We start from the raw sequence: 14,877 nt of genomic DNA on the forward strand, positions 1-14,877 counted from the left end.
TCATCCTTCCAGCAACTTGGCAGCAACTTGCTGCGGCGTCAAACCAGCGCTGGCTGCTGCGACCTGTCTTTCACGTTCCAGATTACGTTCCAGTTGCATTTTTCCAGCGACATATTGTTTGGGCCAGGGCATGTCAGCAAAGCCCAGCCTGGCTGCTTCATGCAAGGTCCAGGCAGGGTCTGCCAGATGCGGCCTGGCAATGGCGCACAGATCAGCGCGGCCAGCGGCGATGATGCTATTCGCATGATCAGCTTCAAAAATCGCACCGACGGCAATCGTGGGGATTTGTGCTTCGTTGCGTATGCGATCAGCAAATGGGGTCTGGAACATGCGGCCATACACAGGCTTTTCCTGCTTGCTGACCTGTCCAGAAGAACAATCTATCATGTCGGCACCGGCAGCCTTGAACAGCCTGGCAATGGCGACTGCATCATCAGGTGTAATACCGCCCTCTACCCAGTCATGTGCAGAAATGCGTACAGAGATGGGTTTCTGCGCTGGCCAGGCGGCGCGTAGGGCAGCAAACACCTGCAAGGGGAAACGGCAACGGTTTTCCAGTGAACCGCCATATTCATCTTCACGCTGATTGGTCAGTGGCGAAATGAAACTTGATAACAGATAACCATGGGCGCAATGCAGTTCCAGCCAGTCAAAGCCTGCCTCTTCCGCTGCTATGCTCGCCTGCACAAAATCATTCTGGATACGCTGCATGTCTGCCGTTGTGGCTGCACGCGCACGTTGCGAAATGCCAGGCAGGTATTCTTGTTCAGACGCAGACACCAGCGGCCAGTTACCTTCTTTGAGGGGCTGGTCTGTTCCTTCCCAGGCTACGCAGGTAGAACCTTTGGCTCCGGCATGGCCAAGCTGGATAGCGATCCTGGCATCCGTATTGGCATGGACAAAATCGACGATGCGTTTCCAGGCCTGCGTATGTTCAGGCGCATACAGGCCGGGGCAAGCGGGTGTGATGCGCGCATCGGCAGATACGCAGGTCATCTCGGCAAACACCAGGCCGGCACCGCCCATGGCACGGCTGCCCAGATGCACAAGATGATAATCTCCCGCTACACCATCAGTCGCAGAATATTGCGCCATCGGTGACACAACGATGCGGTTTTTCAACACGACGTCACGCAACTTGTACGGCGTCAGCATTGGGGGAATTTCTGTCTTGGTCCTGGGCACAGGCAAGCCTGCTTTGGCATAGGCTTGTTCGGCTATCCAGTGTTCAAAACTGCGTACATAAGCCGCATCCCTGACGCGCAGGTTTTCATGCGACAAACGCTGGCTGCGTGTCAGCATGGAATAGGCAAACTGCGGCGCTTCCATGGCGGTATAACGTTGGACGTTTTCAAACCATTCCATGGAATTGCGGGCGGCGCTTTGTATCTTCAAGACTTCAATAGAACGCAAGTCCTGATAAGCTTCCAGCAAGGCGTCCATCCCTTTCGTGCCATGTTTTTCAAAACTGCGCGCCAGTTCTATCGCATCTTCGAGTGCCAGCTTGGTACCGGAACCTATGGAGAAATGCGCCGTGTGGGCAGCGTCGCCCATCAGAACTACCGGTACACGCTTGCCATTCAACTGGTTCCAGTGCACCCAGTTCTTGCAGATAATGCGCGGAAACTTGATCCAGTTGGCCGAGCCCCGCAAATGCGTGGCATTCGACATCAGGGCATTACCATCCAGGTATTTGGCGAACAGCTTTTCACAAAAGGCAATGGCCTCTTCCTGGTTCATTTTATCTATGCCAGCTTTTTCCCAGGTTTCTTCCGGGGTTTCGACAATAAAGGTCGCGGTATCGCCATCATATTGATAGGCATGCGCCTGGAACCAGCCATGTTCGGTTTCTTCAAAAGCGAAGGTGAAAGCCGAAAACAGTTTTTTGGTACCCAGCCAGACAAAGCGACATTTGCGTGTATCCATATCGGGTTGATAGCTTTGCTCATAGCGTGTGCGTACACGGCTGTTCAAGCCATCGCATGCGATAACCAGGTCAGCATCATATTCCAGTGCCAGTGCCTGGTCGTCGGTCACATCGGTTTCAAACACCAGCTTCACATCCAGTTCTTCACAACGTTCTTGCAAAATATTCAGCAACCGTTTGCGACCTATGCCACAAAAACCATGACCGCCCGAGGTGACAACCTGGCCCTTGAAATGGGTATCAATATCATCCCAGTGATTGAATGATTGCAAGATGGACCGTGCAGTCTGTTCATCGGCATTCACCAGATTCCCCAGAGTCTGGTCAGAAAACACCACGCCCCAGCCAAAGGTATCGTAAGCGCGATTGCGTTCGACGATGGTAATTTGATGAGCCGGGTTTTGCTTTTTCATCAGCAGGCTGAAGTACAGGCCAGCCGGACCACCACCGATGCAGAGGATATTCATGGAAATGCCTTGAAAATTTTAATATTTGAGATAAAGCTGATTGCTGACTGTAATCAGCAACCAGCTTTTTACGCCTGCTTGTCTATTACATTTTGCAGGACGCCACATAGGCATCCGGGTGATTGGTAAATACAGCACTCAGCGTTTTGTTGGTAACCCTGCCCTGCGCATCCTTGCTGATGATGCGTGCATAATAATTTTGTATCGGGTAATGATTGCTGTTGAACTTGAAGTCCCCCCGTACTGATTTGAAATTGGCAGCCTTGATGGCCTTGCCCAATGCATCCTTGTCTTCTATCTTGCCTTTGACGCCGCGCACGGCACTGTCCATCAGCATAGCTGCGTCATAGCCTTGCGATGCATACAGGGATGGCAGGCGGCCATATTCTTTCTGGAAGTCGGCAACGAAACGTTTGTTTTGCGGAGTATCCATGTCGTGCCCCCACTGCGATGCATTGAACATGCCCAGCATGGGTGCGCCGACTGCCTTGATGATGTCTTCATCGGCAGAAAAACCCGGCCCGAAGAGTTGTGTACTCCGGGACAAACCGGCATCCACAAACTGTTTGATGAAATTGATGCCCATGCCACCCGGCAGGAAGATGTACACGGCATCCGGTTTCAGGCCACGTATCTGCGCCAGTTCAGTTGCATAATCGAGTTGACCAAGCTTGGTATAAATCTCATCAGCAACCTTGCCCTTGTAATAGCGCTTGAAACCCGTCAGCGCATCTTTGCCTGCCGGATAATTAGGTGCCACCAAGGCGACATTTTTAAAACCCTTGTCATTGACTTGCTTGCCGACTGCCTCATGCAGGCTGTCATTTTGCCAGGCCACATTAAAGAAATAGGGATTGCATTGCTCGCCTGCGTATTGAGAAGGCCCGGCATTGGCGCTGATGTAATGGATCTTGGCGTTGAAAATTGTCGGCCCGACAGCCAGCATCAAATTGGAAAACACGATACCGGTCATTAAATCGACCTTGTCTTTCTTGATAAGCTTGTCCACCAGTTGTTTGGCCGCATCGGGATTTTGCTGATCATCACCTGTAATGACTTCGACTGGCAAATTGCCGAATTTATTGTCCAGATGTTTCATGGCCAGGGAAAAGCCATCGCGTATATCCACACCGAGACCAGCACCCGCCCCAGACAAGGTGGTGACCATGCCCACTTTGACTTTGTCTGCGGCAAAAGCGTTGGTAGCATTGGTCGCAGCAATACTGGACAACAATAAACACAGCAAGGTCTTTTTCACGGGCGTCTCCTTCGGGTTAATGGGCATGGGCGAAACTTCATAATAGGACTTACGCAAAATTGTTCCAGCAAGGCGTAGCGACGAAGACAGTACTTTAGTACACGGCTCCTAGGAGAGGGGCTGCAACGCTTTGGGGCAGTTTTGCGTAAGTCCTATAAGTGATATTTAGCTGGCAGCAGGAATACGCAACTTATAGCGTTGCAATTTTCCGGTTTCAGTTCTGGGTAAACTCGTCATGAATTCTATGGCGCGCGGGTACTTATAGGGGGCAATGCTATTTTTGACGAAATCCTGGATTTCCTTGCTCAATGCTGCCGATGCCTGCGCATCTGCTTTCAAGACCACAAAAGCTTTGACGATCTGGCCACGCTCTTCGTCAGCCAGGCCTATGACTGCACATTCTGCAACCGCTGGATGTTTCAGCAAAACCTCTTCCACTTCCGGCCCGGCGATGTTGTAGCCGGCAGAAATGATCATGTCATCGGTGCGGGCGCGATACCAGAAATAACCGTCTGCATCCATTTCATAGGCATCACCTGTCAGGTTCCAGCCTTGATGCACATACTTCTTTTGCCTGTCGTCGGCCAGGTAGCGGCAACCTGTCGGCCCCTTGACTGCCAGGCGGCCAACCACGCCGGGGCCAGCGATGTCACCCTGTTCGTCAAATATGCATGCCTGGTAACCTGGTATGGGCTTGCCGGTCGCCCCTGCCCTGGTGGCATCGCCGGCGGCAGAGATAAAGATATGCAGCATTTCGGTTGCACCTATGCCGTCTATCATGACCAGGCCCGTCGCTTGCCGCCAGGCTTCACGTGTTGATGCAGGCAAGGCTTCGCCAGCGGAGACAGTTTTCTTCAGACTGGACAGATCGAAATTCCTGGCCAAGGGTGCCATCTGGCGATAAAAAGTCGGTGCTGTAAAACACACTGTGGCCTTGAAATCGGCAATGGTTTTCAACAAGGATTCTGGCGTCAGTTTTTCCAGCAAGACCGCTGTCGCACCGACGCGCAAGGGGAATAACAGCAAGCCACCCAGGCCAAATGTAAATGCCAGTGGCGGCGTACCGATGAAGACATCATCTTGCGCAGACTTCAAGGTAGAACGCGGAAAACAATCACAGATTGCCAATACATCCCTGTGAAAATGCATGGTGCCCTTGGGCATGCCGGTAGTGCCAGAGGTAAAACTGATCAGGCAGACATCTTCGGCCAGGGTATCGACAGCAGCAAATTCAGGTGATTTGTCAGCCATCAGCGCTTCCAGACCGTCGTCACCCTGATGATTGAAGTAGATGACCTGCGTCAATATAGGATTGGCTTGCACCGCCAACTCCATCTCTTCGCGCAGATTGTCCGAACACAAGGCAGCAGCGATTTCAGCCTTATTGGCAATCACACCCAATTCTTTTGCACGCAATAGCGGCATGGTGGGAACAGCAATGCAACCCGCCTTGATGACGGCCAATACACTGGCCGCCATCATGGGGTTATTGGCACCGCGCAACAAGACCCTGTTACCAGCTTGCAAATGCATATCTTCCAGCAAGACATGGGCAATGCGATTGACGGTTGCCAGCAAATGGGAATAGGTCCAGCTTTCAGTCTGGTTACGAATGGCGATACTGCCTGCATGGTCAGATGCACACATTTTGTCGAGCAAGTCGGCGACACAATTCAGTCGTTCAGGATATTGTAATTCAGGCAAAGAAAAAACCAGTTCAGGCCATTGCTCGCGTGGAGGCAGATGATCAAAAGCAAAGGTATCCAGGTGGGCAGATACTGGTCGGGCAGTTGAATTCATTTCTTCTCCGGCTTAGGGTGTGTTGCAGTAATCAATATTGATACAGTAAACCCTGAAAACACCAAACTACTTTAAACCTAAACTATTTTTTGGTAAAGTGTTTTTTCGTATCAAAATTCAGATTTCCATAAAGAAAATATCTGCACTTGCGACATGTATAGTATATTTTAGACCTAAAGTAATTTCATATCTGTATCATCAGGAATTAGGGATCAGGGAATGAACATCACGCTTTTACTGGAACATGGCTTAAACGGCCTGCAATTTGGTCTCATGCTTTTCCTGCTGGCGGCGGGCCTGACGCTGATCTTTGGCATCATGGATTTCATCAATCTCGCGCATGGCTCTCTGTATATGGCGGGTGCCTATTTTGCTGCCAGCTTTACCGGCCTGACAGGTTCTTTCTGGCTGGGCTTGCTGGCGGCGGTGGTGGCGACCGCACTGCTGGGGGTGATACTGGAGCTTGTGATTTTCCGGCACTTATACCAGCGCGATCATTTGTCCCATGTGCTGGCGACCTTTGCATTGATACTGATATTCAATGAAGGCGCGCGCATGATCTGGGGCGCGCAGCCGCTGATGCTGAATATACCGCCGCAACTGGCGCAACCAGTGGAGTTGCTGCCTGACTTTTTTTATTCTTCTTTCCGTCTGTTCATTATCGCCACCGGGCTGGCTGTTGCTGGTCTGCTGTATTTTGTCGTCAGCAAAACCCGCATCGGCATGCTGGTGCGGGCCGGCGCCTCGAACCGTGAAATGGCGATCACCATGGGCATCAATATCAAGCTGGTATTCACCCTGCTGTTTGCCTTTGGCGCAGCCCTGTGCGCCATCGCGGGTGCCCTGCTCGGTTCGATACTGGCGGTACAGGTGGGCATGGGCGAAAGCATCCTGATATTAGCGTTTGTGGTTATTGTCATCGGTGGCATAGGCTCGATACGCGGGGCACTGGTAGGCGCATTGCTGGTGGGGCTGGTTGACACCTTAAGTAAAACCTTGCTACCCGGTGCATTGAAATTGTTGATGCCGCTGGAGATGGCCGCCAACCTCGGCCCTGCCCTGGCATCAATACTGATTTATGTATTGATGGCAGCCGTGCTGTTTTACAAACCCCAGGGCCTGTTCCCTGCACGTGGCTAAATAACAAAAAAGGGCGATCATGCAGAGCAGCCTACATCACACTATTTCGCGCAAGTCCGGCATTGGCATCCTGTGTCTGCTGATTGCCTTCCCCCTGCTGGCGACTTACTTCGCCCAGGAATTTTATATAGGTTTGTTAAGCCGATTGATGATTTTCGCCCTGGTGGCCAGCAGCCTGAACCTGATACTGGGTTTTGGCGGCATGATCAGCCTGGGGCATGCTGCCTTCTTTGGCAGTGGTGCTTATGTGGTGGGCATACTGATGCAGCATGGAGTCACATCTGCCTGGATCAGTTGGCCGGCGGCGATGCTGACTGGCTTTGTGCTGGCACTGGCAATAGGCAGTGTCTCACTCAGAACGCGCGGCGTGTACTTCATCATGATCACGCTGGCATTCGCGCAGATGCTGTACTTTCTGTTTGTGTCATTAAAAAATTATGGCGGTGACGATGGTCTAAGTCTGGCGCAACGTTCAGTCACTGGTCTGGATATGACAAATGACAGTCATTTTTACTATCTGGTGCTGGCTATTTGCGCCGCATTTCTGTTCATCCTGTACCAGCTCATCAATTCCCGTTTTGGACGGGTGATTCAAGCCATCAAGGAAAATGAAACGCGTATGGAAGCCATAGGCTACCCAGTGTTTCGCTACAAACTGCTGTGCTTTGCGATTGCCGGTAGCATCGCCAGCCTGGCCGGTGCCCTGCTGGCAAACCAGAACATGCTGGTCAGCCCGAATCTTTTACACTGGACCCAATCCGGCAGCCTGATGGTGATGGTGATACTGGGTGGTGTTGGCTATCTGTCGGGCGGCATCCTGGGTGCCGTGGTCATGCTGATGCTGGAAGAAACTCTGTCTGGCTACACCATACACTGGCAACTATATCTGGGCATTATCTTGCTGCTGGTCGTCATGCTCTTGCCGAATGGTCTGGCCAGCGTGCCGCAAAAATTCATGCCAACAAAAAAACCACAAGGGGATCAGGCATGAGTGTTTTGCAGCTAAATGGCTTGGTCAAACGCTATGGCGGCCTGGTGGCGACCAATGAGCTGAGCCTGGATATATTACCCGGCGAAATCCATGCCATCATAGGCCCGAATGGTGCAGGCAAGACTACACTGATACACCAGATATCTGGGGCCATTGCCCCCAATCAGGGGCAGATCATTTTCAATGGTGTCGATGTTACCGCCCTCAGCATGCATGAACGGGCCAAGCTTGGGTTGGCACGCTCTTACCAGATCACGAATATCTTCCCGTCATATACTGTCATCGATAACCTGAGCCTGGCGCTACAGGCGCACTCTGGCAGCAGCATGCGTTTCTGGCGCAAGGCGATAGATGACAAGGCACTTTTTGAACAAGCCCGGCAACTAGCCAGCGATATAGGACTGGCACAAGTATGCAACAACAAGGCCTGTGAATTAGCGCATGGTGAGCAGCGTCAGTTGGAACTGGGACTGACGCTGGCAACACAACCCAAACTGCTGTTGCTGGACGAACCCATGGCAGGCACAGGACATGAAGAATCAGGCAAGATGCTGGGGTTGATTGCAGCCCTGCGCGGCAAGGCTGCCGTGATTTTGATCGAGCATGATATGGATGCCGTCTTCAAGCTGGCTGATCGCATTTCTGTTTTGGTGGCAGGTGCCATCATTGCGACCGGCACGGCAGAACAGATACGCCAAAATCCGGAAGTCAAGAAAGCTTATCTTGGTGATGAAATGAGCGGCAATGAAATGATCGGTGACAAGCTAAGTGCGCCACTCAAGGAGTTTGCATGAAGACCATACTGGAAGTCGAGCACATCGCCACCGCCTATGGTCATAGCCAGGTCTTGTTTGGGATAGACCTGCACATCCGTCAGGGTGAAGTTGCCAGCCTGCTGGGTCGCAATGGCGCCGGCAAGACCACGACCTTGCGTTCGATACTGGGCTTGACGCCAGCGCACAGCGGCAATATCAGTTTCATGGGGCAACGCATAGAAAAAATGTCGACGGATAAAATTGCCAGGATGGGCATTGCCCTGGTGCCGGAAGGCAGGCAAATATTCCCCAACCTGACCGTCAAGGAAAACCTGGTCGCCTTTGCCGCCAATCGCAACAACAGCAAGACACCGTGGAGCCTGAAAGAAATTTACCAGCTCTTTCCACGGCTGGCAGAACGTGCCGGCAATATGGGCAATCAGTTATCTGGTGGTGAACAGCAAATGCTGGCTATCTCACGCGCATTGATGACCAACCCGCACCTGCTGATACTGGATGAAGCAACGGAAGGTTTATCGCCACTGGTGCGCGAAGAAATCTGGGCCTGTCTGAGAAAACTACGTGATCAGGGACAAACCACATTGGTCATCGACAAGTATGTAGAAAAACTCATCCCCCTGGCCGATCAGCACAACATCATGGAGCGCGGCAAGATAGTCTGGCATGGCAATAGCGGAAGCTTGACGCAGTCACCAGAGACCTGGCAAAAATATGTGGGCGTGTAAAAAAATTTAAGTGCCGCAGATTTAAGTGCCGCAGTTCAGAACTTGTAATGTACTTGCGCACCCACACCAAGCACTTTGGCACTACTCAAATTCGGATTATCTGTCTGCAAATGCACCCCCACGAACTGATTACTCCAGCCTATACCAACTGATTTATAGCGCGTATCAAAACTGGCTTCAAAGCGACCATAGGCTGAGTCATTGGCGACACTCAGGGTCGGCAGATTAACGCCATAAAAATGCCGGACTTGCGCGGCAAATTCCCACTGCTGGCTTTGGTAGGCAAGGCGCGCTGTATGTGTTTGCGGCACCGAGACTGAGCGGGTCCTTTGGCGGTTTACGCCTTGCAGCAAAGGCTGATAGTTCAAATAGCCCTTGTTGTCATATCGCACGACGGCAGAACTCAGGCTTTGCTGCAGTTCAGGCAAATTCTGCCAAGCCAGACGGTTGAATGCATCTTCAAGCTGGTATTGCATGCGCCAAGCCGGATTGATTTGCCAATCCATGGCCATACCGGAGCTATAACCTTTGGCCTCAGGTTCAAATTGCTGAAACAGGTATTGGTAGCGGCTATTGACATCCAGTTCGGTCGCAGAAAAACTGTAGTGCTGATTATCGACATAACTGGCAGCCCCTGTTGCCTGTGCCGAGCGGTATTGCGGCTTCATGTAATACACGACACTGGCAAAGAAGCGCGGCTGATACTCACCACCCAGGCTGAACCAGCGCCCTGCCCGCAAACCAAAGCCTGACCAGCTTTCCATCTGCGCCCCAAGTTGGTAGCTGACTGCCTGTTGCGGCAAACCACTCTGCTTATACGCTTTCACAAATGCCAGGGTAGATGCGCTGGCTTTCAACATGCCTTCCTGACGGGCCTCCAGATTCAAACGCCATTCTTTATAAGACAAGCCCAACTCTGCACGGTAGCGACGCAGACTTACATTTTGACCTTCTTTAGGCGAAAAGTCTCCACTCCAGTCTCCCTCTATTTTGCGGCTAGGCATAAAATCTGACGCTTCCCACAGATCAATATTGGCAAAGCTACGCCAGCCGTCATCGTTCTTTTGCGGCAACAGTTCATCCATGGCATAGGCCTGATGAGCAAGCAAAGCCGTGCCTAGCACTAGGGTCAGTCTGGATAAGAACATGGAATACACTCAAAAAAATAGCCCGCTGAGATACAGCGGGCATACTCTGAAAAAATTCAACTTACTTTATGGATTCAAAACTGCCATCGACATAACTGATGCGGCCTGCCTTCAAATCCAGCCAGCCGACCTTGGCACCATCTTTCAGGATGTCAGCCACTTGATTGCTGCCATACAAATCAAAGGACACGCCAGAAGCACTGCTGACACGCAGCACTCTGGTCTTGCCCGGACTCTCCGTCAGATTGGCATTAATGACATTACTGCCATCATCATATTGCGCGAAAATACCGCTGGTATTGAAAGCATCACTACTACCACTGACGTTCAGCATCAACGGTGGGCGATCAGGTAGCTGTATCACACCAACAATCGCGGCTGAGGTGCGGGCAAAATTGCCTGCAGATTCAGGTTTGCTATTGTCAAAGCTGGTATAGCCAAAACGTTCCACGCTTAACTTGCCGTTAAAAAATTCCAGTGCGCTAGCCAGGCCTGTGCTATTGCTGATCACGCCGGTAAAATCGACCCGGTTTGGCGCATAGTTCAGCCCATTTTTGTCGACAGAGGCATTCGACAGCTTCAATTCTCCATGCACCTTGCTCTTGCCTGCTTCACCTGTAATCAGCAGGGCGAATTCCTTCGCGCCAAATTTAGCCAGCTTGCCGCTGCTGTCCAGGCTCACTTTGGCATAGGAACCCTTTTCTATGGCCAGTCTGGAGCTGACCTGGCTTGATACATAGGACTTGAGTTCACCACTAAAATCATATCGATAAAAACCGTCAGCTGTGTCATTGCGATCCACACGCAAGTTCCAGCTTTCAAAGTCAGTCAGCAATTTGCCACTGCCGTCGGTACGCGGTGGCATCAAGCCATCCACCATCAGCGCAGTCACATTCTTGCCTTGCATGGCATAACTGATCTGGCCGGTAAATGCATTCGTGGAATAGCCGCTGATGACCGTTGCATTGGCATCATTGGCTGGTATCCTGATGAAATCAAATTTATCCTGATTCCAGCCAAACACAGTCTTTTGCTGTACCAGTTCAGACTTGTAACTAAACTTTCCTGTATCACCGGCGACAGGTTCCAGCCACACGCGGTCAATGATTTCTACCCATTCCACCTGATAGCGATAACTGGCTTTAAAGGTACCCGGCAGCACGACACGAGAAAAACGGCATTCCAGGCCCAGCGCTTCTGCTGGCGTGCGCGCAACGTTCTCCTGGTCACGCATGACGCTGCAATCACCCAGATTACCCACATTCTGATAACCACTCCATAAGGCCGTGGCACCATAAAACAAGCCATTAACCGATGTATCCTTGCTGGTGCCAGCCTTGAACTTATTAAATTGATCGATGCCTTCCGTTAGCGTTTTCGACCAGATCAACAAGTCCTTGTCCATAGGTGCACTGGCTTTTTCAAAGTCAGCCTTGACTGCATTCAGACGCATGTCGATGGCGCCGTTTTGCTGCCCGTTCGTCAGCGAGTAAATATTGTTGCGCAGGCTGGAAAAGAACTGCCGGGTTGCCGCTACCTTGTCTGTCTCGGGAGGAGGTGCCGGCAAATTGCCACTGATGAAAGTGCTGACCCCGTCCACCGAGGTTTTACCAGATTTATTGACATTGTCGTTAGCAGTCACTTTTTCCAGTGCAGAACGCAATGCAAGGCGCACATCTTCATTGAACAGAAAGGTATTGCCCTCAAGCTTGCCGGCATTGGCGATCTGGCTGACGACACAGACAACACGCTTGCCCTGGCTATCAGCATTGCATGAAAATGCCTTGTCCAGCGCCAATTGAGAAATGGCCGTCAGGCTGAGGGCCTGCAGTTTTTCATCGACATACGCATCCACCGCGTTATCGCTGGTAGTCTGAACCACCGCTACCCTTTGCGGATCGAAACCCAGCAGCGCCTGCACACCAGCCCTGGCACGATCAATATTGCTGGCAGTCAGGCCACCGGCTTTTTCTGCGGCCTGCACAATCAATTCTGTCAAAGGTGTAACACTGCCCCAATACACGAGTTCAGGATTGGCACCCTGCCTGACCACGCTGCGCAATTTCAACTCATCAGGAAAAGGCAAATTGGCCTGAGTAGCTTCGTCATACATGAAGGCGCCAGGTGCCGTACCGACTTCAATCAAAAAACTGGAACTGCCAGCAGGAATGGAAATCGTGTAGCCGCCATCACTACCTGTAGTGGTATCGGCAAAAGCTGCGCCCACTTTTTTACCGGATGCATCAAGTGAAAAAGCTTGCACACGTGCGCCAGTAATTCTGCCTTTTGCTGCCAGACCATTGAACTGGCGACTGCTATTGGCAGCTATCGCAGAGGTCGCATTGGATGCCGTCGGGGTGGACGATCCACCACCACAGGCGCTCAGAGCCAATACCAGCACAAGCAGGCTGGTAGCAATAACAGGACGATTGATTTTGTTCATGAGTGAATGCCGGATAAGAGTCCGTCGCACAGGCAACTAATTAAGCGGCAGCTGCATTCATGGCTGCGCAAAAGAACTTGTAACGAACTGTAAAAATAAAAGAATTGCGATTCTAACATTGAAAAAAGCGTCTTGTCGCCTAATCAATCAAGAATCATTGCAAATAAGCTTGCAAATAGATTGGACAATGAATGCGAAAGAATGTGATTGACGCGAGTTGAACGCAATATCACTTCAAAAAGCCTGCTTAAGGCTTCGGTGTTTCCTGAACAGGGTGATCAGGCTTGTTTGGCATGACGGCATTCGAGTCCAATATCTGGACGAAAATTTCGTTCTTCTTGATCATACCCAATTCAAAGCGGGCACGTTCTTCGACGGCATCGGTGCCGTTTTTCAAATCCTGCACTTCAGATTCCAGCTTGCCGTTGCGTTCTTTCAGTTTATCGTTATTGGCCTTGACTTGCGATACCTGCCGGTCCAGTTCCCAAACGCGCAGCCATCCTCCCTTACCCAGCCACAAGGGGTACTGGATCAGCAGCAACAACGCAGCAAAGGAAAGAGCTATTAAACGCACAGGCGTAAGGCTATCGGTTCAAAACTGGTCACTCAGAAGAAAAAAGGGGAACGGCGTTCCCCCTTTTTCACAAAACTAAATTACTTCAGGTTGTAGAAGGCGTCACGACCAGGGTAGCTGGCAATTTCACCCAAATCTTCTTCAATACGCAGCAATTGATTGTACTTTGCCATACGGTCAGAACGAGACAGCGAACCGGTCTTGATCTGCAGGGCATTGGTGCCAACGGCGATATCTGCAATCGTGCTGTCTTCCGTTTCACCGGAGCGATGCGAGATCACTGCTGTGTAACCGGCACGCTTGGCCATTTCAATTGCGGCAAAAGTCTCGGTCAGGGTACCGATCTGATTGATCTTGATCAGGATGGAGTTGGCGATACCTTTTTGTATGCCTTCTTTCAGGATCTTGGTATTGGTAACGAACAGGTCATCACCAACGATCTGGATTTTCTTGCCCAGTTTTTCAGTCAGGATAGCCCAACCGTCCCAGTCACCTTCCGCCATGCCATCTTCGATGGAGATGATAGGATATTTGTCTACCCAGGTAGCTAGCAGGTTGGTGAAATCGGTGGAAGACAGGGTCAGACCCTCGCCTTCCAGATGATATTTACCGTCTTTGTAGAATTCGCTGGCGGCGCAATCGAGGCCAAGTGCGATTTGTGTACCTGGTTCATAACCGGCCGCTTCAATCGCCTGAATAATCAGTTTGATCGCTGATTCGTGGTTATCAACCGAAGGGGCAAAACCACCTTCGTCACCGACCGCTGTCGTCAAACCCTTGTCATGCAGGATTTTTTTCAGGGCATGGAAAACTTCTGCACCGTAACGAACTGCTTCACGGAAAGTTGGCGCACCCACCGGGATAATCATGAATTCCTGAATATCCAGATTATTATCAGCATGTGCACCACCATTGATGACATTCATCATTGGCACTGGCAATTGCATGGCACCAGAACCGCCGAAATAACGGTACAGCGGCAGACCTGCTTCTTCTGCAGCGGCTTTTGCTACTGCCATGGAAACGGCCAGCATGGCATTCGCACCGAGGCGACTCTTGTTTTCAGTACCGTCCAGATCAATCAGGGTACGATCGAGGAAAGCCTGTTCATTGGCATCCAGACCCATGATGGCTTCGGCGATTTCTGTATTGATATGTTCACAGGCTTTCAACACGCCTTTGCCCAGATAGCGGGATTTGTCGCCATCACGCAACTCTATCGCTTCGCGGGAACCGGTTGATGCACCAGAAGGCACAGCAGCACGACCCATGACACCGGATTCCAGCAGGACATCACATTCAACAGTTGGGTTACCGCGTGAATCCAGGATTTCACGACCGATAATGTCAACGATGGCACTCATTCAATTCTCCTAAAACAATCAATATTGCGAACAAAGTAAAAACGAATCTGACTTGTGTCTGCGTCTGCTGACCGGATACGGCCTGCAGGCAAATAAAGCTGCATATGATTTTTGATACTGGCAAGATGATGGTGCAGGTAATACACCACCAACTTAGAACCTGTTTACGATCTTAGTGGGCTGTTAAATTCCACTAGTTCGATAAATTCGACAGAACCTTACTTTTTACCTCCCCGCTCTGGTAAGCAGGGAGGTGACTTCCAT

11 protein-coding genes are annotated in these 14,877 nt (G+C 51.1%); 4 read left to right on the top strand and 7 right to left on the bottom strand.

The features are described from left to right. From ACO0LM_RS08365 to ACO0LM_RS08375, 3 genes are all read right to left on the bottom strand, one after another. The gene (locus ACO0LM_RS08365) at positions 1–2,394 is read right to left on the bottom strand and encodes a bifunctional salicylyl-CoA 5-hydroxylase/oxidoreductase (RefSeq protein WP_423036035.1); all 2,394 of its coding nucleotides are present in this window, start codon (positions 2,392–2,394) and stop codon (positions 1–3) included. Positions 2,395–2,479: 85 nt separating this feature from the next. Then, positions 2,480–3,679: an ABC transporter substrate-binding protein gene (locus tag ACO0LM_RS08370; protein WP_423036037.1), complete on the bottom strand. Its 1,200-nt coding sequence runs from the start codon at positions 3,677–3,679 to the stop codon at positions 2,480–2,482. A gap of 138 nt (positions 3,680–3,817) precedes the next feature. Continuing rightward, positions 3,818–5,452, bottom strand: coding sequence for a benzoate-CoA ligase family protein (locus ACO0LM_RS08375; RefSeq protein ID WP_423036039.1), 1,635 nt, complete (start codon positions 5,450–5,452; stop codon positions 3,818–3,820). A gap of 219 nt (positions 5,453–5,671) precedes the next feature. Between ACO0LM_RS08375 and ACO0LM_RS08380 the strand changes: the two genes are divergently transcribed. From ACO0LM_RS08380 to ACO0LM_RS08395, 4 genes are read left to right on the top strand one after another with little or no spacing between them, the layout of a single operon-like run. Beyond that, the gene (locus tag ACO0LM_RS08380; RefSeq protein ID WP_423036041.1) at positions 5,672–6,592 is read left to right on the top strand and encodes a branched-chain amino acid ABC transporter permease; all 921 of its coding nucleotides are present in this window, start codon (positions 5,672–5,674) and stop codon (positions 6,590–6,592) included. Between the two features lie 19 nt (positions 6,593–6,611). Continuing rightward, complete coding sequence (locus ACO0LM_RS08385; protein WP_423036043.1) at positions 6,612–7,583, top strand: branched-chain amino acid ABC transporter permease; 972 nt, start codon at positions 6,612–6,614, stop codon at positions 7,581–7,583. Beyond that, positions 7,580–8,377 (top strand): ABC transporter ATP-binding protein, encoded by a 798-nt coding sequence (locus ACO0LM_RS08390; RefSeq protein ID WP_423036045.1) that lies wholly within the window; start codon positions 7,580–7,582, stop codon positions 8,375–8,377. The genes ACO0LM_RS08385 and ACO0LM_RS08390 overlap by 4 nt, the downstream gene beginning before the upstream one ends. Then, positions 8,374–9,084 carry an ABC transporter ATP-binding protein gene (locus tag ACO0LM_RS08395; RefSeq protein WP_423036047.1) on the top strand — a complete coding sequence of 237 codons (711 nt, stop codon included), beginning with the start codon at positions 8,374–8,376 and terminating at the stop codon, positions 9,082–9,084. Before ACO0LM_RS08390 ends, ACO0LM_RS08395 begins: the two co-directional genes overlap by 4 nt. Positions 9,085–9,119: 35 nt before the next feature. Here the strand turns inward: ACO0LM_RS08395 and ACO0LM_RS08400 are convergent, their stop codons facing one another. From ACO0LM_RS08400 to eno, 4 genes are all read right to left on the bottom strand, one after another. Then, entirely contained in the window at positions 9,120–10,232 is a 1,113-nt protein-coding gene (locus ACO0LM_RS08400) for a hypothetical protein (RefSeq protein WP_423036049.1), read from the bottom strand. Between the two features lie 61 nt (positions 10,233–10,293). Next, positions 10,294–12,675, bottom strand: coding sequence for a hypothetical protein (locus tag ACO0LM_RS08405; RefSeq protein WP_423036051.1), 2,382 nt, complete (start codon positions 12,673–12,675; stop codon positions 10,294–10,296). Between the two features lie 247 nt (positions 12,676–12,922). Further along, positions 12,923–13,249, bottom strand: a complete 327-nt coding sequence (gene ftsB / locus ACO0LM_RS08410) for a cell division protein FtsB (protein WP_423036053.1) — start codon at positions 13,247–13,249, stop codon at positions 12,923–12,925. A gap of 80 nt (positions 13,250–13,329) precedes the next feature. Then, positions 13,330–14,613 (bottom strand): phosphopyruvate hydratase, encoded by a 1,284-nt coding sequence (eno, locus tag ACO0LM_RS08415; protein WP_423036055.1) that lies wholly within the window; start codon positions 14,611–14,613, stop codon positions 13,330–13,332. Positions 14,614–14,877: the final 264 nt, after the last annotated feature.

The sequence above is a fragment of the Undibacterium sp. Di26W genome (genome assembly GCF_049340265.1).
Lineage (GTDB): Bacteria > Pseudomonadota > Gammaproteobacteria > Burkholderiales > Burkholderiaceae_D > Undibacterium.